Origin of the sequence: Methylobacterium sp. J-077 (assembly GCF_022829365.1) — a bacterium.
GTDB lineage: Bacteria > Pseudomonadota > Alphaproteobacteria > Rhizobiales > Beijerinckiaceae > Methylobacterium.
In genome coordinates this window covers 1-21,230 of record NZ_JAKSYJ010000046.1, presented here as the reverse complement: position 1 = coordinate 21,230, position 21,230 = coordinate 1, and the positions used below count along the sequence as shown (strand labels likewise).

The window sequence follows — 21,230 nt, the reverse complement described above, 5'->3', positions numbered from 1 at the left end:
CGGCCCGGTGATCAACCCTCACGTCTCACCGGCGAGCAGGCCGCCCACTGTCCTCTCGAGGTGCTGTGCGATGTCGGGGGCGCCGGTCATCTCGCCGAAGCTGCCGCGCGTCATCGGCCCGAAGGCGTAGAGGCCGGGCCGGGGGTGGCCCGAGGCATCGCGCACGCGGCTGCGGCGATCCACGGCAAGCCCGAGCCCGACCGCGTCGAGGCTGGCCGTCCCGGCGGCCAGCAGGGCGGCGACCAGCGGGTTGCGCGCGACATCGCGCTCCGGCCCGGTGCACAGCACCACCGCGTCGAACCGGCGCCGCTCGGTCTTGCCGCGGCCGCGGCGCAACTCCGCCTCCAGCCGCCCGTCAGCACCGAGATCCAGGCCGGTGATGGAAGCCCGCTCCACCGCGAGGCGCCCCTCCGCCCGGGCGCGGTTCAGCGCCGCCTCGATCTGCGGCGCGATGCGGAAGCGATGGACCTCCCAGAACGGCAGCAGGCGGCGGACGACGCGCCGTTTCTCAGCAATCGGCAGGTTCCCCCAGAGATCGGGCAGGGCGGTACGCAGGGAATCGACCACTGGGTGCCAGCCCAGGGCCGGATCGACCGCCGCGATCTGCCGCCGGACCAGCCGGAGCAGGTCCAGGGCCGTGGCAGGCGGATGCGCGCCGACCACGTCGAGATCCATCCTGAAGATTCCATGGGCCTTCGGGAGGAGGCCCCGTCTCGATATGGCGGTGACCAGCCCGCGATGGCCCTGGGCGCCGAGGCTCGTCACCACATCCGCCATGGTCAGCCCGGTGCCGACCACCAGCACGGAGGCCTCCGGGTCGATCCCCGCAAGCGCGTCGGGCGCCCAGGGATCGGCCACGAACCGCGGAGCGTCCGCGACGCCCGGACCGAGCCGGCAGGGCAGGGCGGGCACCGCATGGCCGAAGCACAGCGCGACGCGGTCGGCCACGACGCGCTCCCCCGAACGGGTGACGACGGCCCACGCCCCGTCCGCTTCCCGCACAGCGATGGCGGATGTGCGCAGATGGCGCAGGCGCACCCGGTCTGCCGCCACCGCGAGGGTCCGGGCCAGGACGTCGCCGATATAGGCGCCGTAATCGGCGCGCGGCACATAGGCGCCGGTTTCGTCCTGGCTCTCGGGATCGGGCAGGATGCCGTGTGCGTGAAGCCAGGCGGTGGCGGCCCCCGCCTCGCCGGCGGCGATGTCGAGGCGGTCGCTCGGGACGTTGATCCGGTGGCTGCGGTCGCGAGTGCTGTAGGCGACCCCACGCCCAAGCTCGGCGCGGGGCTCCAGCACGACGATGTCGAGGGGCCCCGTCGATGCCCGCACCGCGTGGATGGCGAGCACCGCGCCGGTGAAACCGCCGCCGACGATCGCGAGGCGCAGAGGGCTTGGCGTCGATGTCGCGATCACGGACGGTCCCCGAAGGTTCGTGGAACCTTCGATCAGGCATGCGGCGTGCGCGCAACCCCGACGGGGGTATGGGCTGGCTGGCGCGCCGAGCGGGGCCGGCAGATCCGGGATGACGGGGCGCGGGCCGATGTTTCACGGGAAACATCGGCCGCCCGTGCCGATTCGTTATCCGCGGTTTCCTTGACCGACCGGCTCGTTCGCTTGCCCGGGCCGTTAAGTCGCTGCGGGCGTGAACTGGACGAAGGCGCCCGCGAAGGCCGCGAGCCCGGACAGCGCTCCCGCCATCTGATAGGCGCGTGCCTGTAGCCTGCGCCCGGGCAGCATCCAGCTCAGCGCCGGCAGGGCGATCAGGTTCACAATGAGACCCGCTAGCACCGCCGCCGCGATCGCCCCGAGCGATAAGGAAACCGCTCCGAGAAGAACGTGCGGCACATCACCGAGGCCGGTCACCATCCGGGCACCCCCGCCGGCGAGGAATCCGATGGCCGCCGCCGCGGTTATCGTCTCGCGGCGCATCGCGCATCCCGACCGTCCGAATTGACGTCTCTCGATCTCCCACATGGTGGCCCCTTTCGATTGCATGCCGCCGATGGTTCTCGATCGGATGACGGAATGCAATCGAAAGTTGTATATTAACCGGCAATACACGCCGGCGGCCTGCGTCGTGGTTAAATCCGAAACGCCGGGCGGAAAGTCATCATGCTCGGCCCAGGCATGCGTCCCGATGACGGCAACATCGCGTAGCCAATGCCGTCGGGCGCTGTGGGTCGAACTGGAGCGGCACGGCTTGTCCGACCGCCTGTCGCGCCATGGCGCGAAGCGTTTCAAGGCAACGACGCTGAAGGCGGGCTAAGCCAGTCAGACCACCCCAACCGCGGGCCGACCGAAGACGCCGCCCCTCGGCACGCGCCCCGGCCAATCCCCGCGGATCAGATCCAAACGTTCCGGCTGCGGCCACCCGTAAGGGAGCCGCAGCCAGGGATGGCTTCACCACGCCGCCTGCAATCCGGCCGAGAACACCTGGGCGTTGGCGCCGGGGCGGACCTCGCCGGAATAGCTCGCCGAGACGGAAACACCCTCCGCCACCGGACCGGACAGGCTCACGCCCAGCACCGCCCCGTCCCGCGCCAGGGCGCTCGTGCGGGTCGTAAACGGCGACCCGAACAGGCTGGAGTGCACCGACGCGGCGGCGTCCGCCAGTTCGTGCGCCCAGTACGCTCGCGCGTCGAGGCGCAGCCCGGCGGTCTCATCCAGCGCCAGGCTGGCGAGCCGGCCGCCCGCCAGAATCCGCGCGCCCTCGAGCGCCGCCGTGGTGAAGGCCTGCGCGGCCACGCCGCCGCGCTCGGCCACGCGGCCCCGGCTCAGCCGGTCGTAGCTGAAGCCCAGTTCCGGCACGAGTTCCACCGGCAGGCCGGTGCCAATCGCATAGCCGGCAAATCCGGACAGGCCGAAATCGGCCCCGCCGGGCGAGCCCCCGGCCCGCACCAGAGCCGAGCCCAGGGTCACCGTCCGGTTGACCCGCCCGTCAGCGTAAGCACCGCCGGCGGTGCCGCGCAGCACCACGGAGCCCAGCCGGGTGCTGCCATAGAGCGTGCCGCCATAGCTGTCGGCGCTGAACGTCCCGAGCCCGATGCCCGTCCCGCCGTTCCGGGAGGTGCCGGTCTCGCGCAGGTAGCTGAACGCGCCGCCCACCAGCGTGTCGCGCCCGACCTGGCGGTCGACCCCAAGCAGCAGGCCGCCGGCATCGAGATCGGACCCGCCGGCGGTGCGATCGCCGCCGCGGCTGCCGAAACCGTAGAGCGCGTCCGCCCAGATCCGGCCCTCGCCAATCGCCAGGGGCTGGTCGGGGGCTCCGGCCCCGCCGCGTAGGTCGAGCGCGGTGCGGTTCGGCCCGAGGCCGGCGCCGCCGGCGCTGAAGCTCGCGCTGCCGCCGCCCAGGGTCAGGTGCCGGTCGATCGTGGCGGTGACCAGCCGGCGCGCCGTCAAGTCGGCGACCAAGGCGTCGCCGTAGCTCTGGCCCGACAGGCTCGCGAGGCCGCCCGCCAGGGTGGCGGGGGCTGCCGCGTAGAGCGGATCGAACACCCGCGCCCGCACCGCATCGGGCCGCGTCCCGGCATACGGCCGGGCCAGGTCGAGGGCCGCGCCCACCGCCCGGGCATTACCGGTCTGGGCCAGGCCCAGGGGGGCGAGGTTGCCGTAGGCGGAGGGCGTCACCACCAGGTCGAGGCCGGTGGCACCGTAGAGCGCGTCGAAGCGCGTGGCTGCGGCCAAGCCGGCTGCCGGCTGGGTCAGCCCGCTGAACGAGCCGCCGAGACCCGCCTGCGCCACCAGCACCGAGAAGCGCTGGCCGAGCCCGGGGGTGAAGCCGTTGCCGGCGTTGCCGGTGATGCCGCGCAAGCTCGGCACCAGGGTGCCGTTGGCCGCCACCGCGCCGCTCGGGCCGATCGCCAGCAGGCGGGCATAGTTGCCCGCTCCAGCGCCGGTGCCGGTTTCGTCGATGTCGAGCCCGAAGACGCTGCCGGGGGCGAAGCTGACCGGACCCGCCACCGTCAGGGTACCGGGCGAGTTGCCGGGCCGTAAGGCGCCGGCCACGACGACCGGGGCGGCGACCGTGCCGGTGCCGCGCAGGGTCCCGGCTTGCGCCACCGTGACCGGGGAGGTCCAGAAACCGTTGAGCGACAGCGTACCCGCCTGGATCGTGGTCGGGCCGGAGAAGCGGCCGGAGCCGGTGAGGTTCAACGTGCCGGTGCCGATCTTGGTCAGCGTCGTGACGCTGCCGCCGTCCACGATGGTGCCGGCATAGGTCGACGAGCCGACGCTGCCGACCGTGAGCCGGCCGTTGCCGAGCACGGCCCCGGCCGAGCCGGACAGGTTCGCGATGCTGAACGCGCCGCCGCCGAGGTCGAGCGGGCCGGTGGTGGCGAGCGCGGTGATCCCGGCGATCGGGCCGGTGAAGCGCAGCGAGCCGGTGTTGCTCAGAGCGCCGTTGAGCTGACCGGACAGGCGGGCGGTGCCGGTGTTCGACACGGGCCCGTTCAGGGTGCCATCGCTGACCAGCAGGCCGGCATTGCCGATCTCGGCGGCCGAGAGGCTCGCGCTCGCCGACACCGCGACCGTGCCGGCATTGCTGAGCGCGCCGGCCAGGCCGTAGGCGCCACCGCCCGCCACCGCCAGGGTGGCGCCGGCGGCGTTGGTGAAGGCGTTGTCGCCGGCCACCGTCCCGGTGACCGTGAAGGTGCCGGCCGCGTTCCGGATCGCGCCGTCGACCCGGCCGGCGCTGGCGACCAGGGTCCCGGTGTTGGTCACGCCGCCGGAGAGCGTGCCGCTGGTGGTCAGGGTGCCGGCATTGGCCACGCCGCCGGCGATGGTCCCGCGATTGGCCGTAGAGCCGGCATTGGCCAAGCCGCCCGAGAGCGTACCGCTGGTGACCAGGGTTCCGGCATTGGCCACGCCGCCGCCGATCGTCCCGGTGTTGGCCGTGTACCCAAAGTTCGCGAGGCCGCCCGAGACGCTGCCGCTTGTCGCCAGGGTGCCGGTATTGGTCACCCCGCCGGCGATCGTGCCGGCATTGGCCGCGGAGCCGGAATTCGCCAGTCCGCCGGAGAGAGTCCCGCTGGTCGTCAGGAGTCCCGCATTGGTGACCCGCCCGGCGATCGCACCGGTGTTGGCCGTGTAACCGGCATTGGTGAGGCCACCGGAGACGCTGCCGCTGGTTGCCAGGATGCCGGTATTGGTCACCCCGCCGGCGATGGTTCCGGTGTTGACCGTGTAGCCGGCATTCGCCAGCCCGCTCGACAGGGCGCCTCGCGTGGTCAGGAAGCCGGCATTGGTCACCCGGCCACCGATAGTGCCGGTGTTGGTGGTGGAGCCGGCATTGGTCAGGCTGCCGGAGGCGGTGCCGGCATTCACGAAGCTCCCGGCTGTTCCGACGGTGATCGGCGAGACGAGGCGGCCGGTCGCCGTCAGCGCCAGCGTGCCCGCCGCCACACCGGTCGGCCCCGTATAGGTATTGGCCGCCGACAGGCTGGCGGTGCCGGGCCCGGTCTTGATGAACGCGCCCGCTGTCCTGGTCCCGTCCGTTATCTTGCCCGCGAAACGCGCGGTCCCGGTATCGATCTGAAGCGTGCCGGTGCCGTTGAGCGCCACCGGCCGGGCCGTAGCGAAGCCGTCGGCCAGGACTTCGAGGGTGCCGCCGCCGAAGCTGAGCCCGCCACTCGCCGCGCCGAGGTTGCGGTCGGCCAGCACGCCGAGGACGCCGCCGTTGATGGCGGTGCCGCCCGCGTAGCTGTTGGTGCCGGTGAGATCCAGGATGCCGGCGCCGGTCTTCACCAGGCCGCCAATGCCGGAGATGTCGTTGGCGAAACGGCCGTAATAGGCTTGGCCCTTGGAGGTGGTGTTGACCGTCCAGGTGGAGGTGAACTGGCCCGGCCCGTCGATCGCCTTGCCGAGGTTGAGCAGACCCCAGCCGAACACGGCATTCGGCGCGTTGCTGGGCCCGGCACCAAGATGGGTGGCGGTGGTGAACATCGTCTGGGCGATCTGCGGCGCCGTCAGGAACGGGAACGCCTGCATCAGTACCGCGGCCGCACCGGACACGTGCGGCGTCGCCATCGAGGTGCCGCTCATCAATTGGTAACGTCCGCCAGGTGCGGTCGACAGGATGTTGACCCCGGGCGCTGCGATGCACCAGGCGGCGGTGACGCCGCACCAGTTGCTGAACGACGCGATCTTGTTGTTGCGGTCGGTCGCGACGACGGAAACGATCGAGCCGGCGACACCGGAGAAGTCGATCTTGCGCTGGTCGATCGGTCGACCTGCATTGTCGTAGAACTGGTAGACGCCGCTGTTGGCGTGATCGGGCCGTATGTACGGGTAGAATGCCGCCCCGCTCGGGTTCACGGAGATGACAGGCTGATCGATGCGATCGTTGCCGGCCGCGAAGACGAGCAGCATGCCGCTATCGGCGGCGCGTTTGAGCGCGTCGTATTGGGATTTCGTCCGACTGAATCCATATTCCTGAAACTGTAATGCTACATAATCTGGATTTTTGATCCAATTTCCTTGATCGTCCTCAATGTATAGCTTCGGCAGTGTCGGCCCATAGCTGCCGTTGAAGATTCTTGCGCTTTGTCTTGTCGCGTGGTCGATCGCCGCGGGACCGTCGACCCGAAAATCGGAGAACGTATCCCACGCGTAAGCGGGGGGCAGCGCGTAGAGGGTCAGGATCGTGCTGTCGTAGGCGACACCCATTGTTCCGACGCCGTTACGGGCCGCACCGATCGTGCCCGATACGTGCGTGCCGTGGCCCTGCTCATCCGTGACGAAGTCGGGAGGGAAGGTGGTATCGGAGGCTGAGAAGAAATTTCGCGAGGCCCGAGAGATGCGCGCGGCAAATTCCGGGTGGGTTCGATCGATGCCGGTATCGTAGACCGCCACCAGCACCCCAGCGCCGGTGAAGCCGCGGGCGTAGGCCGTCGCGGCATTGATCCGGGCGAGGCCCCAATCGGCCCGGTACTCGGGCGTGTCGAAATCCGACGCGGTCAGACCGAGGGTGAAGGGCAACCGTCGCGTCGGGGTGCTCTGCGCGGTGGCCGGCCCCATCGCCGTCGCCAACACGGCGAGTGAGCAGCCGAGCATGAGTCTGTGACGCGAAGACCCCTTTCGGTGCGTGAAAGAGAACGAACGTGCCCGCCCAAGTTTGAAATCGCCAGCCAAAACTGATGGCTTTTGCACAAAGTTCATTTGTACGCTCGCAATGTATAGAGGTAAAACAAAGCATATTTTATCGGCGCGACCGGTTTTATCTCCACATTAAGTCGAGTCAAATCTTTCACAGGCTAAAAATATCGATTCTATTCGGCTGTGATCGGAAAACATCAACATGCGTTAAGGATAGTTGGGCGCGATCTATGTCATAACAACTTGCAGTGATGATTTTAGACTGAGTGTGATATCTGCCGCCTGTATTATCCGCCGTGTGCTGCGGTGGGTCGTTCCCCAGCCTAAGACGAAACGAGTGACCGCATGGAACGGTCCGGATATGCTCCGGGCGGACGCGGTATCGATGCTGCGCAACTCGTGCGTTGAGACGCCATCATCCTCGCGACGGGACGAAAAACGAGACTTTGGTTGCGTCGATGTCTTCTGAAGAGTCAGAAAACGGAATCGCCGCCGGTGCTGGCGAAGGTATCGCGGCGGATACCGACCGGCATCGCCTGCCTGCACTTCGAACCGCCTGACGATCCAAGTGCGCGGGGCCGGACCTGGCAGGCGCACTTGGCGCCGATCTTCGCGGTCGGCTTCGCGCCGGCGCATATCTTCGAACGGTCGCCGGAGATGATCCGCCAGCAGGGGATCGATCACATCCTGCTGCAGTTCTGCCGGCGCGGCCACGGCCTGGTCGAGACGGACCACGCCGCCGGGTCGGTCACCGAGGTCCAGTGCAGCGTCGCGGGCGCCGTCGATGCCGCGAGCGTGCCGATCCCCCGCGTCCCGCCGGAAAAGCAGGGCCGCCGCCCGGACGCCCTGCATGGCCGTGACGGCGACCCGTTCCGGCGCCTGGTCCACACTTCGTCGCCGACGCCGTGGCCTGCGGCGACCGCCTGGACCGGCGCGAGGCCCCGCCGGCCGCCTTCGCGATCACAGAGCATTCCCGAAGGCGATGGCTGAACTGTGAGCGCGGCGTCGGCCTGGCCCCCGACGCGGCAGCGCCTCTCGCGAAGCGCGGCCGCGTCGGGCGGTCATAAGCCTCGCCCGGGGCGGGGCCTGGAGCGCCCATCCCAGGGCGCGGCGCGAGCCGACTCATTGAGACGGCCGACACGGTGTCCGGAACGCATGGTCCCGAACGGGGCCGCCCCGGTCAGGCTCGGCGCCCGACGCCGAGCTCGGATCCGCCAGAGCGTCGCAGCAGGCCATGGAGCGCCATGCCGATCAGCATCGCGGCGACGAAGACCAGGACCGGGATCGCCCCCGTGGACAAAGCCGCCACTGCGGGGCCGGGGCAGAAGCCCGAGAGACCCCAGCCGATCCCGAACAGGGCGGCGCCGAGAAGCAGGGGCGCGTCGACCCGGCGCCGGGTCGGCAGGTCGAACCGGGTTTCCAGCACCGGGGCCGGGAGGCGCCGGCTCAAGGCGTAGCCAAGCCCCGAGACCGTGACGGCGCCCCCGAGGACGAAGACCAGGCTGGGATCCCAGGCGCCGGCCACGTCGAGGAAGCCGCGGACCCGGGCCGGGTCGAGCATGCCCGAGAGCGCCAGGCCGAGCCCGAAGGGGAGGCCCGCGGCCAGGGCCGCCAGGCTGCGCAGGGCCGCGCTCATGCGAGCACCCGGATTGCGGCCACGGTCAGCATGCCGGTGGCGAGGAAGACCAGCACCGCCGCGATCGAGCGCGGCGACAGCCGGGCGAGCCCGCACACGCCGTGCCCGGAGGTGCAGCCGGATCCGAGCCGGGTGCCGAACCCGACCAGCAGGCCGGCGAGCGCCAGGACCGGCAGGCTGGCAGTGATCCGCATCGCCGGCCAGTGCCCCGCCAGCAGCGCGAAGGCCGGCGGACCGAGGATCAGCCCGATCAGGAAGGCGGCATCGGCGAGCCAGCGCGTGCTTCTCGGCCGGCCAAGCCCGGCGACCAGGCCGCTCATCCCGGCGATCCGGCCGTTCAGCAGCAGGAGCATCGCGGCGGACAGGCCGATCAGCAGGCCGCCCGCGAGCGGCGGAAGAAAGGTGCTCATGCGAGGTCCCGTGTCGTGGTCTCGTATCGCGACTCGAAAGGCCGCTCCGGCGGCCCCCGGCCATTGGGTTAGCGCCGGGGACCTCGGCGAACAAGCCTTGCCAAACGCCGTTGAACCGGTAATTATCAAGTAAATACAGTGTCTTATTGAAGATCATGCTCTTTCTGGAGCACTCCGCGAACGAAACCTTCTCCTCCGGTGCCGAGCAAACGGAAGGGCTTTCCTGGGACGAGCCGGTGGCTCACGGGGCCGCCTTCGGACACCGGAATCAGGCCGGCACGATCGGCTCTCGCAGGGACGGCAGCGCGAAAGGTTCAGCGACGATGGCGCAGGGTGATCAGGTGGTGTTCCAACGGCTCGACCTCGCGGAGATCCTGGGGATCTGGCGCCACGCCAGGGGGCGGATCGTCGGCATCCACCAGCAGCACGGCCATTCGGCCACGATCGACGTGAAGTTCGAGGGGCACGAGACGCTGGAACGCTACCTCGCCGACCTGTTCCAGCTGGTGCATTGATGACGCCCACGATCAAGGTCCGTGAGACGTGACCGCCTCGGCCGCGATCCCGTCGCCGCGCGCCACCAACCGCGGCACCGTCGAGGGCGACCTGTGGGCCGAGCTCCGCGCTGAGGCCGAGGCCGTCCTGGTCGAGGAGCCGCTCTATGCCGGGATCGTCCAGGCGACGATCCTGGACCAGCGCAGCCTCGCCCAGGCCTTCGCGTACCGCCTCGCCCATCGCCTCGGCGATGGCGACCTCGCGCGGCTGTCGATGCGCGACCTCTGCCTCTCCGCCTTCGAGGCCGATCCGCATGCCGGGGCGAACGCGGCCCGCGACCTGATCGCCATCCGCGAGCGCGACCCGACCTGCCGCCGCTACCTCGACCCGTTCCTGTTCTACAAGGGCCTGGCCGCGCTGGAAGCCTACCGGGTCTCCCACTGGCTCTGGCACCAGGGCCGGGCGACGCTGAGCCTGCATGTCCAGAGCCGCATCTCGGAGGTGTTCGGCTGCGACATCCACCCGGCCGCCCGGATCGGCTCCGGGGTGTTCATCGACCACGCCACCGGGGTCGTCATCGGCGAGACCGCGGTGGTCGCCGACGACGTGTCGATCCTCCAGTCGGTGACGCTCGGCGGCAACGGCAAGGAGAGCGGCGACCGCCACCCGAAGGTCGAGCGCGGGGTGCTGCTGAGCGTCGGGGCCAAGGTGCTCGGCAATATCCGAATCGGCGAGGGGGCCAAGGTCGCCGCCGCCGCCGTCGTGCTCCACGACGTGCCGCCCCACACCACCGTGGCAGGCGTGCCGGCCCGGGTGGTGTCGCGCCTCGCCGCGGACGAGGAACAACCGGCGCGGAGCATGGACCAGTCCTTCGGCTTCGGGGACGGGATCTAGCCCAAGCCAGGAAAACTTTTCTCTGTAGAGTCTGACGCCAATCCAGGACGATTGGCGGCTCATAGAGAATGCCGTTCTCCCATCACGGGATGCAGCGCCAGTTTATTTCTAAGAGAACGGTTTTTTGAAGCGATGCTTTCCACCAAATGGAATTAAATAAGAAAAAACCTTTCGTTGACCGCACGCAGAATCAGGCCTTACCTTGGCTTTGCTGGATCGCAGCGGCGGTCAGCACAGCGTCGCGATAATGTCGCGCCGGACGATGACTATGCGGCTGCCCGACTAAGCGGATCCTGTTCAGAACGGCGCGGCCATTCGGTCTTGCCGGCATCCATCTAACCTTGCGCCCGGCCCGCATTGCTGCGTGGCGGCCCGCCGAGTCGCGGGCCGATGCGGCGCGCCTGCTATCGAGAAGAAAGAGGACACACGATGAGTGGACCGGGTCTGAGCGTGAGCGCCACGGCGGCACGCAATCTTGCGACAGCCACCGTCACGTCGGTCCAGAACGCGGCCAACACGCCGCGCTGGCTCCTTCGGCTCCTGCCCTTCGTGGACGTCGCGGGCGGCGTCTACCGCGTCAACCGGCGCGCCGTCGTCCTGGCCCGCCCCGGCCGCGTCGACCTCGTCACCGAGAACAAGGATCGCGCGATCCGTCCCGCCTCGCTGCGGGCGGTGCCGCTGTTCAGCCGCCTGGGGGATGCCGAGCTGGCCAAGATCGCCGAGCGCTTCACCGAGAGCAGGCACAAGGCCGGCAAGATCATCCACGAGGAGGGCGCCGGCAACCGCAGCCTCACCATCGTGGCGGACGGCACGGTCGAGCTGACCTTCTCGGGCCCGTACAAGAACCGCCTGCGCCAGGGCCTGGCGACGCGCGGCGACTATTTCGGCGCCGGTGATCTCCTCGTCGCCGGCGCGCCCGCCCCGGCCGTCAAGGCGCTCTCGGCGGTCACCCTCCTGACCCTCGATCCGGACGCCCTCGAGAACGACGAGATCCGCGCCAAGATCGCCCAGTACCGGGACGAGCAGGAGCGGCTGAAGGGCCATACCAGCTCCCACGGCGAGCAGGGCATCGAGCTGCTGGCGGTCCATACCGGCGAGCCGCGCCTGCCGACCACCTTCGTCGACTTCGAACTGCATCCGCGCGAGTATCACCTCTCGACGATCCAGACGATCCTCAACACCCATACCCGCGTCACCGACCTCTACTCGAACGAGATCGACCAGCTCCGCGAGCAGATCCGCCTCACCGTCGATGCGGTGAAGGAGCGCGAGGAATGGGAGCTTCTCAACAACTCGCAGTTCGGCCTGCTGGGCGAGGTCGGCCCGCGCCAGCGCATCCCCACCCGCGGCGGCCCGCCCACCCCGGACGATCTCGACGAGCTGCTGACCCTGGTCTGGAAGAAGCCGGCCTTCTTCGTCGCGCATCCGCGCGCCATCGCGGCCTTCGGCCGTGAGGCCACCCGCCGCGGCGTGCCGCCGGTCGTCGTCCACCTGTTCGGCGCGCCGTTCATCACCTGGCGCGGCGTCCCGCTGGTGCCGAGCGACAAGCTGCCGATCGACATCGATCCGGTCACCGGGGCCGAGACGACCTCGATCCTGCTGCTGCGCGTCGGCGAGGGCGAGCAGGGCGTGGTCGGCCTGCAGAAGTCCGGCGTCACCGGCGAGATCGAGCCCGGCCTGTCGGTGCGCTACATGGGCACCAACGACCACTCGATCGCCTCGCACCTGGTGACCCGCTACTTCTCGGCCGCCGTGCTGGTCGAGGACGCGATCGCCCGCCTCGATAACGTCCTCCTCGGCAACTACCATGACTATGCCTGAGGGACTGGCCTTCGGTCGACCGGAAGCGAGCCCGGCCGAGCTCGCCCATAGCGATCTCGTCGGGCGCCTCGCCCGTGAGATCTACCAGCAGGGGCAGGCCGCGAGCCAGCCCCTCGCCCCGACGCTGCCCGCGGGACCCCAGGTCCCGCAGGCCCTCGAAGGCCTGCCTCAGGGACCGGGCGGCGCCCCGTTCCCGAGCGCGGCGACGGGGATCCCCTCGGTGCCGGCCGGGGGGCAACCCTCCGGCCTGCAGCCGGACGCCTCGGCGCTGGCGGCTCGCTCGTTCGGCGGGCCCGCCCTCGGCGTGCCGGGCCTCAGCGGCCCGACATTGCCGAACCTCGCCCCCGCGGGCCCGGCCTTCTTCGACGTTGCCGCGATCCCGCCGGTCCATCCGGCGAGCCCGCGCCCGGTCCTGCCGGACTTCGCGTTCCCGGGTGGTCCCGACCTGCAACGCCAGGTCGCCGGGGATCATCCCCACGCCTTCGCGCACGCGCTCGCGCCGCAGCTGGTGCCGGCCGACCCGTCGCGGCCGGACGGCGACGTCGCCCAGGAGAGCTTCACGCGCACCGGGCCCCTGTCCCGGGCGCCCGAGTTGCCGGTCTCCGACTATTACTTCCTGAACGCCGGCCCCGGCCCGGCCCGCAAGGCGCCGGCGAACCCCCGGGTCGAGCCCGCCCGCTATCCGGGTCCCGCCCCGCGGCTCAGCGCCCAGGGGTCGAGCCCGGCGGCGGCACCGTTCGACGTGGAGCATGTCCGCCGGGATTTTCCGGCCCTGCACCAGAGCGTCAACGGCCACAAGCTGGTCTGGCTCGACAACGCCGCCACCACCCACAAGCCGCAGGCCGTGATCGACGCGACCTCGGAGTTCTACGGGCGGCACAACTCGAACATCCATCGGGCCGCCCACACCCTGGCGGCGCGCTCCACGGACCTGTTCGAGGGCGGCCGCGAGGCGGTGCGCCGCTTCCTCAACGCGCCCTCGAAGGACGACATCGTCTTCCTGCGGGGCACCACGGAAGCGATCAACCTCGTCGCCAATTCCTACGGCCGGGCCAATATCGGCGCGGGCGACGAGATCATCGTCTCGACCATCGAGCACCACGCCAACATCGTGCCGTGGCAGATCCTGGCCCAGGCGACCGGGGCGACGCTCCGGGTAATCCCGGTCAACGACCGGGGCGAGATCATCTTCGAGCAATACGCGGCGCTGCTCTCGGGCCGCACGAAGATCGTCTCGATCACCCATGTGGCGAACGCGCTCGGCACCGTGAACCCGGTGCGGGAGATCATCGCGCTGGCCCATGCCTACGGGGTGCCGGTGCTGGTCGATGCGGCGCAATCCTCGCCGCACATGCCGCTCGACGTGCAGGCCCTCGACGCCGACTTCCTGGTCTTCTCCGGCCACAAGGTGTTCGGGCCGACGGGAATCGGGGCGCTCTACGGCAAGACGCACCTGCTCGCGGCGATGCCGCCCTGGCAGGGCGGCGGCCACATGATCGAGGACGTGACCTTCACCCGGACCGTCTACAAGGGCGCCCCGGAGAAGTTCGAGGCGGGCACGCCGGACATCGCGGGGGCCGTCGGCCTCGGTGCGGCGCTCGACTATCTGGAGCGCATCGGGTTGCCGGCGATCACCGCCTACGAGCACGACCTGCTGGAATATGCGCAGGGCGGTCTCGCCGAGGTGAAGGGCCTGCGCCTGATCGGCACGGCCCGCGAGAAGGCGAGCGTGATGTCCTTCGTGATCGAGGGGCAGGAGAACGAGGCGGTGGCCCACCACCTCGACGCGCACGGCATCGCGGTGCGCTCGGGCCATCACTGTGCCCTGCCGGCCCTGCGCCGGTTCGGGGTCGACCACTCGGTGCGGGCGTCGCTCGCCTTCTACAACACCAGGTCCGACGTCGACGTGTTCCTGAAGGCGCTGCACACCCTGCCGCGGCACTGAGCCGGACCGCGACGGACGAGCTTACCAGACGAAGACCGGCCGGACCCAGAAAGGTCCGACCGGTCTTTTTTGTGTTTTGGAATGCGGCGTTTCCCTCAAGGGTAGCGCCTCGCCGGCGATGGTGATCCGGTGCATCACCCGGCGCGCGACATGGTCATCGTCGGGGCCACGTGACTCGTCGATCGCCCAGACCTGCGGTTGATCGGGTCATGCAGTGAGGCCCGCTCAAGCGTGAAACGCGAGATCGTTTACGATCCGCGGCCCCGACGGGCATGGTCTTCTCGTATTGCGTGGGTAGCGGCGATGACTTGTTCTTTCATCCCCGAGAATTTCGGAAAACGCTTTCGTTGACGCTCCGCGTCTCGGGGCGGACCATCGCGGCATTCCTGGCGGACCTTGCGGCAGCCCCGATGGCCTGCCGTGGCCATCGCCGCGCCGGCCCCGACACGGAGATTGTCATGAGTCTGCTACCCCCGGAGGCCGTCGAGTTCATCGGCTTCGTCGCCCCCCGCCACACCTCCGAGATCCACCCGGCTGAGGGTTTGTCCATCGACCGGGATTACCTGAAGCTCCTGGCCCAGGCGCATGAATGGGGCGGGTTCGACCGGGTGCTGGTGGCGTTCCATTCGACGTCGCCGGACGCCCTTCTGCTCGCCGCCCAGGTCGCCACTGTGACCGAGCGGCTCGGGCTGATGATCGCCCACCGCACCGGCTTCACGGCGCCGACCGTCGCGGCCCGGCAATTCGCGACGCTCGACCAGCTCACCGGCGGCCGGGTCGCGATCCACGTGATCAGCGGCGGCGACGATCGCGAGCTCGCCCAGGACGGCGACCACCTCACCAAGGACGAGCGCTACGCCCGCACCGGTGAGTTCCTAGACATCGCCCGCCAGAGCTGGACCGCCGCGGCGCCGTTCGACTACGCGGGCGCCTTCTACCGGGTGGAGCGGGGCTTCTCCGAGGTGAAGCCGGTCGAGGCCATCCCGGTCTATTTCGGCGGCGCCTCGCCGGCGGCTCTGGCGGTGGCGGGCCGCCACGCCGACACCTACGCCCTGTGGGGCGAGACCCAGGCTCAGGTCCGGGAGCTGATCGGGCGCGTCCGGGACGCCGCCGCGCCGCATGGGCGCAAGCCCCGCTTCAGCCTGTCGGTCCGGCCGATCCTGGCCGAGACCGAAGAGCGGGCCTGGGCAAGGGCGGAAGACATCCTGGCCCGGACCCGCGCTGCGCGGGCGGCCAGGGGCCTCGGCGCGGCGGCCGCGCCGCAGAACGAGGGCTCGCGCCGGCTGCTGGCGGCGGCGGCCGCGGGCTCGCGCCTCGACAAGCGGCTGTTCACCGCCATCGCGGCCGAGACCGGGGCGGCGGGCAATTCCACGGCCCTGGTCGGGACGCCCGAGCAGGTGGCCGAGGCGCTGCTGGACTATCACGACCTGGGGGTGCGCACCTTCCTGATCCGCGGCTTCGATCCGCTGGAGGACGCCATCCAGTACGGCCGGGACCTGCTGCCGGCCTTCAAGGCGGCGCTCGCGGCCCGCGGCCGCGCTTCGGAGGCCGCCTGATGCGCGCCGCGCTTCTTTTGGTTCTCGCCCTCCTGGCCGCCGGGCCGGCCCGGGCCGAGGACGTGCTGCGGATGGGCGACCAGCGCGGCAATGCCCGCGCCCTGATGGAGGCGGCGGCCGTCCTCGACGGCCTGCCCTATCGGCTCGAATGGAACGAGTTCCCGGCCGCCGCGCCGCTTCTCGAAGCGCTGAATGCCGGGGCGATCGATGCCGGCGGCGTCGGCGACGCGCCCTTCACCTTCGCGGCCGCCGCCGGAGCGCCCGTGAAGGCGTTCATGGCGTTCCGCAACCGGCAGGACGGGCTGGCGATCCTGGTGGCGAAAGACTCGCCGATCCGGACCGTGGCGGATCTCAAGGGCAAGCGCATCGCCACCAACCGCGGCTCCATCGGCCACCAAGTGGTGCTGGCGGCCCTGGAGGAGGCGGAGTTGCCGTTCGACAGCGTCGCGTTCAGCTTCCTGCCGCCGGCCGATGCCAAGATCGCCCTCGCCTCCGGGGCCGTGGATGCCTGGGCGACCTGGGAGCCCTATACCTCCGCGGCGGAACTCGCCGGCCTGGTCCGGGTGGTCCGCGACGGCAACGGCATCACCCCCGGCCTCACCTTCGCGGTGGCGCGCGACAGCGTCCTGACGGACAAGCGGCCCCTGCTCGCCGATTTCGCTGCGCGGCTCGCCCGGGCCCGGGCCTGGGCGCTCAAGGACCCGGCGCCCTACGCGGCGGTCTGGTCGAAGCTGATCGGGCTGCCGGAGGCGGTGCCGTTGCGCTGGTTCGGCCGCGCCTCCTATCGGACCGTGCCGATCGACGCCGACGTGATCGCCGACGAGCAGCGCACCATCGATCTCTACGTCCGCGCCGGCCTGATCCCGAAGGCCCGCGCGCCGCAGGCGGCGGCGATCTTCGACACGGGGTTTTCCCAAGCCTTGTTGGAAGCTCCGGCGGCGGTGCAATGATGCGGTGATCCCCCGGATCAGAGGTCCTGACGATGCAAGACACCGGCGACGGCCATACCCACGATCATCACACGCACGATGCCGGGGCAGGGGAGGGGGCATCCGAGGCGCCGCGCTGGAAGCACGACGGCGTGCGGGTGATCCCGGGCGACCAGCTCGACGGCAACACCGCGCAGACTCCGGGCATGTTCCGGCAGGCGGCGATCAACGCCGCCCGGGTCGGCGCCCAGAAGATCTGGGCCGGCACGGTGGCGATCCAGCCCGACGCCAAGACCGGCGTGCACCATCACGGCGCCCTGGAGAGCGTGATCTACGTGGTCTCCGGCCGCGCCCGGATGCGCTGGGGCGAGCGGCTCGAATACGTGGCCGAGGCCGGGCCGGGGGACTTCATCTTCGTGCCGCCTTACGTGCCCCACCAGGAGATCAACGCCTCCACGGACGAGCCCCTGCACTGCGTGCTGGTGCGCTCGGACAACGAGGCCGTGGTGGTCAACATCCCGGATGTCGAGCCGGTGGAGCGGCCCGAATCCGTCCACTGGGTCGACCCGATCCACAAGCACCCGTGAGCACCCGCGGAGCGCAGCCATGAGTCGAGACCGCCAGCTGCATCTGGGCGCGTTCATGCGCCCGGTGGGGATCCACACGGCGTGGTGGCGCTATCCCGGCGGCTACCCGGACGCGAACTTCAACTTCGAGCACCTGACGCACTTCGCCCGGCGGCTGGAGGCGGCGAAGTTCGACGCCTTCTTCATGGCCGACCATCTGGCGGTGATGAACATGCCGGTGGCGGCCCTGCGCCGCTCGGCCACGGTGACCTCGTTCGATCCGCTGACGCTGCTGCCGGCGCTCGCCGCCCTCACGTCGCGGATCGGGCTGATCGCCACGGCCTCGACCACCTACAACGAGCCCTACCATGTGGCCCGGAAGTTCGCCTCCCTCGACCACATCTCGAGGGGCCGGGCCGGCTGGAACCTCGTCACCTCGGGCAACCCGGACGAGGCGCTGAATTTCGGCCGCGACGCCCATCTCGACCACGCCGTGCGCTATGCTCGGGCGCGCGAGTTCTACGACGTGGTCACCGGCCTATGGGATTCCTGGGCCGACGACGCCTTCCTGATGGATCCGGAGAGCGGCCTGTTCTTCGATCCGGAGAAGATGCACGTCCTCGACCACCAGGGCGCGTTTTTGAAGGTGAAGGGCCCGCTCAACGTCGCCCGGCCGGTTCAGGGCTGGCCGGTGATCGTCCAGGCCGGCGCCTCGGAGGCAGGGAAGCAGATCGCGGCCGCCACCGCCGAGATGGTGTTCGGCGCGAGCGCCACCCTGGAGGCCGCGCAGGCCTACTATTCCGACGTGAAGGGCCGGATGCCGGAGCTGGGGCGCGATCCCGACCACCTGAAGATCCTGCCCGGCGCCCTGGTGATCCTGGGCGAGACCGAGGCCGAGGCGCAGGCCAAGCGGGCGCGCCTCGACGACCTGGTCCATCCCGATAGCGGGCTCGCCAACCTGTCGGTGCGGCTCGGGGTCGACGCCTCCGGCTTCGATCTCGACGCACCCTTGCCCGAGATTCCCGAGACCAACGCCAGCAAGACCAGCTAGGCACAGATCCTGGACTATGCCCGCCGGACCGGCGCCACCGTGCGCGACCTCGCCCGCAAGGTCGGCGCCTATGCCGGGCTCCATTTCGTGGGGACACCCGCGCAGGTCGCGGACCGGATGGAGGAATGGCTGGAGGGCCGCGGCTGCGACGGCTTCAACGTCATGTTTCCGTTCGTGCCCGAAGGGCTCGACGACGTGGTCGACCGGCTCGTGCCGGAACTGCAGCGGCGCGGCCTGTTCCGCCGCGACTATGCCGGCACGACCCTGCGCGACCATCTCGGCCTGCCGCGCCCGCCGAACCGGTTTTTCCCGTCCGAGACGACGGGGCGCGCGTAACGGAGAGCCGCGTCCGCGGCGCTCAGCGCGGGCCCTACCGCTTGACTTTGGCCTTGCGGGCGGCGAAGCGCGCGTCGCGCACAGCCTTCTGTTCGGCGGCGAGGGCGGCCTGCCGCTCGATCTTCTCGGCGGCCTGGCGGACGATCTCAGCCGCGGCGCGCTCCTGCTCGGCAAGCTCTTCCGCCGTGCGGATCGCCTCGGCGGCGGCGCGGGCCGTTTCCCGCTCGCTCACCCGCACCTCGCGGGCCTCGACCAGGGCCTGGCGCTCGGCCTGGCGGGCGAGGACGGCCGGATCGTCCGCGGCGGGGCGGGCACGGAACTGGGCCAGCCGCTCCTCCTTGGCCTTCGCGCCGGCCTCGAGACGATCGGAAAGCTGCGTTTCTTTGAATTGACCCACGTACACTCCTCGCGCGCCGCAGCGCGGGTATCGGAAACAGAAGAAGCCGCTCCATAGGGAACGGCTTCGAAACGCATCTTCAAGAGAGGCGCGAGGTTCAGGCGGCCTGGAGGCTGCCGGCGGACTGCTTGCCGCTGCGACGGTCGGTTTCCAGCTCGAAGGAGAGCTTCTGCCCCTCGATCAGGTTGCGCATGCCGGCGCGCTCGACCGCCGAGATGTGCACGAACACGTCCTTGCCGCCATCGTCAGGCTGGATGAAGCCGAAGCCCTTGGTCTCGTTGAACCACTTAACGGTGCCGATGCTCATAAATATTCCAACTGCTTCAGAGCATGATGCGAAGAACCGGAAGCCGGTTGCCCGAGATCATCATGCCGTAACAAAGATCCGGGATCCGCTGCGGGTGCATGGCACGGGCGGCGAACGCTGGACGATCGAATAGGTCGAGCGCGTGCCTGAGCGTGCGCCCGTCCGTGGTCGTCGAAACTGGGAGAGATGCAGAGCGCTCGCCCTGTTGTGGCGAGACGGCCGAATATCTGGCCAAAGATCGATTTATGATCTGTAGCGCATCGGCGAGATAATCACAATCGTGAAACGCATCGAGCGGAAGTTTGGGGCGGAGCACCGGTGAAGGCTGATTTTTCACGGTGCTGTTCTGAGTTACAGCCCGAGATATTGAAACCGTTCGGTGCGACGGCGCGCCCGGACAGCCACCGTTTTCGAAGTCCGTATTCATGTCGAAGCGTTGGCGCGACCGCTGAAAAGAATCCCGTCTGCGGCCCATCGACCGTGAGACGCGTTAGCACTCTTGGCCATTGAGTGCTAAGACGGGGTCGACCCGGCGCGGGCGATTCGGTCCGCCGCCGTCTTTCCCGCACGGGCTCCGTCATGCCGACGCGAGGCCCCAGGCGGGACGACCAGGATGCCACACATGAAGTTTCGCCCGCTGCACGACCGCGTGGTGCTCCGCCGCATCGAGGGCGAGGAGAAGACCAAGGGCGGCATCATCATCCCCGATACGGTCAAGGAGAAGCCGCAGGAGGGCGAGGTCGTCGCCGTTGGGCCCGGCGCGCGCGATGAAGCCGGCAAGATCAATCCCCTCGAAGTGAAGCCCGGCGACCGCGTCCTGTTCGGCAAGTGGTCCGGCACCGAGGTCAAGATCGACGGTCAGGACCTCCTGATCATGAAGGAATCCGACATCATGGGCGTCGTCGCCTAAGGGCGTCCGCCCGCTCCAACGCTCCTCAAGCCCTTCGAGGCGCCCGCACCGGCGTGCCTCGGGGCCGAACGACAACAGAAGAGACTCTCCATGTCAGCCAAAGACGTTCGTTTTTCCGTCGATGCCCGTGAGAAGATGCTGCGCGGCGTCGAGCTGCTCGCCAGCGCCGTGAAGGTGACGCTCGGTCCCAAGGGCCGCAACGTCGTGATCGAGAAGAGTTTCGGCGCCCCGCGCATCACCAAGGACGGCGTCACCGTCGCCAAGGAGATCGAGCTCGCCGACAAGTTCGAGAACATGGGCGCCCAGATGGTGCGCGAAGTCGCCTCGAAGTCGAGCGACATCGCCGGTGACGGCACCACCACGGCTACCGTGCTGGCAGCCTCCATCGTCCGCGAGGGCGTGAAGTACGTCGCCGCCGGCATGAACCCGATGGACCTGAAGCGCGGCATCGACCTCGCGGTCGCCGCGGTCGTGAAGGATATCGGCGAGCGTTCCCGCAAGGTCGCCTCCTCGGAGGAGATCGCCCAGGTCGGCACGATCTCCGCCAACGGCGACAAGGAGATCGGCGAGATGATCGCCCACGCCATGCAGAAGGTCGGCAACGAGGGTGTCATCACCGTCGAGGAGGCCAAGACCGCCGAGACCGAGCTCGACGTCGTCGAGGGCATGCAGTTCGATCGTGGCTACCTGTCCCCGTACTTCATCACCAACGCGGAGAAGATGGTCGCCGATCTCGAGGATCCTTACATCCTGATCCACGAGAAGAAGCTGTCGTCGCTGCAGGCGATGCTGCCGGTGCTCGAGGCCGTGGTCCAGACCGGCAAGCCGCTGCTGATCATCGCCGAGGACATCGAGGGCGAGGCCCTGGCCACACTGGTGGTGAAC

The 21,230-nt window shown here is 69.6% G+C and carries 18 protein-coding genes and 1 pseudogene; 11 read left to right on the top strand and 8 right to left on the bottom strand.

Features of this window, described 5'->3' with window-relative positions; translation table 11 throughout:
• Nucleotides 1-18: 18 nt before the first annotated feature.
• The 3 genes from MKL11_RS02560 to MKL11_RS02550 form a co-directional block, all read right to left on the bottom strand.
• The gene (locus MKL11_RS02560) at nt 19-1,413 is read right to left on the bottom strand and encodes an FAD/NAD(P)-binding protein (RefSeq protein WP_243939988.1); all 1,395 of its coding nucleotides are present in this window, start codon (nt 1,411-1,413) and stop codon (nt 19-21) included.
• Nucleotides 1,414-1,626: 213 nt separating this feature from the next.
• Nucleotides 1,627-2,241 (bottom strand): hypothetical protein, encoded by a 615-nt coding sequence (locus MKL11_RS02555; protein WP_243939986.1) that lies wholly within the window; start codon nt 2,239-2,241, stop codon nt 1,627-1,629.
• Nucleotides 2,242-2,400: 159 nt separating this feature from the next.
• Complete coding sequence (locus MKL11_RS02550; RefSeq protein ID WP_279600202.1) at nt 2,401-6,975, bottom strand: S8 family serine peptidase; 4,575 nt, start codon at nt 6,973-6,975, stop codon at nt 2,401-2,403.
• Between the two features lie 612 nt (nt 6,976-7,587).
• Between MKL11_RS02550 and MKL11_RS02540 the strand changes: the two genes are divergently transcribed.
• On the top strand, nt 7,588-8,082 hold the full coding sequence (locus tag MKL11_RS02540) for a hypothetical protein (protein ID WP_243939983.1): 495 nt from the start codon (nt 7,588-7,590) through the stop codon (nt 8,080-8,082).
• Between the two features lie 190 nt (nt 8,083-8,272).
• On the opposite strand, the gene MKL11_RS02535 is transcribed toward MKL11_RS02540, so the two are convergent.
• Complete coding sequence (locus tag MKL11_RS02535; RefSeq protein ID WP_243939981.1) at nt 8,273-8,728, bottom strand: DUF6691 family protein; 456 nt, start codon at nt 8,726-8,728, stop codon at nt 8,273-8,275.
• Nucleotides 8,725-9,138 (bottom strand): YeeE/YedE family protein, encoded by a 414-nt coding sequence (locus MKL11_RS02530; protein ID WP_243939979.1) that lies wholly within the window; start codon nt 9,136-9,138, stop codon nt 8,725-8,727. The genes MKL11_RS02535 and MKL11_RS02530 overlap by 4 nt, the downstream gene beginning before the upstream one ends.
• Before the next feature lie 323 nt (nt 9,139-9,461).
• On the opposite strand from MKL11_RS02530, the gene MKL11_RS02525 reads away from it, so the two are divergent.
• The 8 genes and pseudogenes from MKL11_RS02525 to MKL11_RS02490 all read left to right on the top strand — a co-directional run bounded on the left by MKL11_RS02525 (nt 9,462) and on the right by MKL11_RS02490 (nt 18,731).
• Nucleotides 9,462-9,653 (top strand): hypothetical protein, encoded by a 192-nt coding sequence (locus MKL11_RS02525; RefSeq protein WP_243939977.1) that lies wholly within the window; start codon nt 9,462-9,464, stop codon nt 9,651-9,653.
• Between the two features lie 28 nt (nt 9,654-9,681).
• Nucleotides 9,682-10,527: a serine O-acetyltransferase gene (cysE, locus tag MKL11_RS02520; RefSeq protein ID WP_243939975.1), complete on the top strand. Its 846-nt coding sequence runs from the start codon at nt 9,682-9,684 to the stop codon at nt 10,525-10,527.
• A 429-nt stretch (nt 10,528-10,956) separates the two neighbouring features.
• Nucleotides 10,957-12,348 (top strand): family 2B encapsulin nanocompartment shell protein, encoded by a 1,392-nt coding sequence (locus MKL11_RS02515; protein WP_243939973.1) that lies wholly within the window; start codon nt 10,957-10,959, stop codon nt 12,346-12,348.
• Complete coding sequence (locus tag MKL11_RS02510; RefSeq protein WP_243939971.1) at nt 12,335-14,293, top strand: family 2A encapsulin nanocompartment cargo protein cysteine desulfurase; 1,959 nt, start codon at nt 12,335-12,337, stop codon at nt 14,291-14,293. The genes MKL11_RS02515 and MKL11_RS02510 overlap by 14 nt, the downstream gene beginning before the upstream one ends.
• A 458-nt stretch (nt 14,294-14,751) precedes the next feature.
• On the top strand, nt 14,752-15,849 hold the full coding sequence (locus MKL11_RS02505) for an LLM class flavin-dependent oxidoreductase (RefSeq protein ID WP_243939969.1): 1,098 nt from the start codon (nt 14,752-14,754) through the stop codon (nt 15,847-15,849).
• Nucleotides 15,849-16,799 (top strand): ABC transporter substrate-binding protein, encoded by a 951-nt coding sequence (locus tag MKL11_RS02500; RefSeq protein WP_243939967.1) that lies wholly within the window; start codon nt 15,849-15,851, stop codon nt 16,797-16,799. Before MKL11_RS02505 ends, MKL11_RS02500 begins: the two co-directional genes overlap by 1 nt.
• Nucleotides 16,800-16,831: 32 nt before the next feature.
• Entirely contained in the window at nt 16,832-17,365 is a 534-nt protein-coding gene (locus tag MKL11_RS02495; RefSeq protein ID WP_243939966.1) for a cupin domain-containing protein, read from the top strand.
• A gap of 19 nt (nt 17,366-17,384) precedes the next feature.
• A pseudogene (locus MKL11_RS02490) lies at nt 17,385-18,731 on the top strand (LLM class flavin-dependent oxidoreductase).
• 34 nt (nt 18,732-18,765) lie between these two features.
• On the opposite strand, the gene MKL11_RS02485 reads toward MKL11_RS02490, so the two are convergent.
• The 3 genes from MKL11_RS02485 to MKL11_RS02475 all read right to left on the bottom strand — a co-directional run bounded on the left by MKL11_RS02485 (nt 18,766) and on the right by MKL11_RS02475 (nt 19,862).
• Complete coding sequence (locus tag MKL11_RS02485) at nt 18,766-19,128, bottom strand: DUF6481 family protein (RefSeq protein ID WP_243939964.1); 363 nt, start codon at nt 19,126-19,128, stop codon at nt 18,766-18,768.
• Nucleotides 19,129-19,225: 97 nt separating this feature from the next.
• Entirely contained in the window at nt 19,226-19,435 is a 210-nt protein-coding gene (locus tag MKL11_RS02480) for a cold-shock protein (protein ID WP_243939962.1), read from the bottom strand.
• Nucleotides 19,436-19,451: 16 nt separating this feature from the next.
• Nucleotides 19,452-19,862: a hypothetical protein gene (locus MKL11_RS02475; RefSeq protein ID WP_243939960.1), complete on the bottom strand. Its 411-nt coding sequence runs from the start codon at nt 19,860-19,862 to the stop codon at nt 19,452-19,454.
• Nucleotides 19,863-20,057: 195 nt separating this feature from the next.
• Here MKL11_RS02475 and groES point away from each other — a divergent pair, with 195 nt between their 5' ends.
• Nucleotides 20,058-20,345 carry a co-chaperone GroES gene (gene groES, locus MKL11_RS02470; RefSeq protein WP_007565402.1) on the top strand — a complete coding sequence of 96 codons (288 nt, stop codon included), beginning with the start codon at nt 20,058-20,060 and terminating at the stop codon, nt 20,343-20,345.
• A gap of 90 nt (nt 20,346-20,435) precedes the next feature.
• Nucleotides 20,436-21,230 (top strand): chaperonin GroEL (gene groEL / locus MKL11_RS02465; protein ID WP_243939958.1); only part of this gene is annotated, 795 nt, incomplete at its 3' end.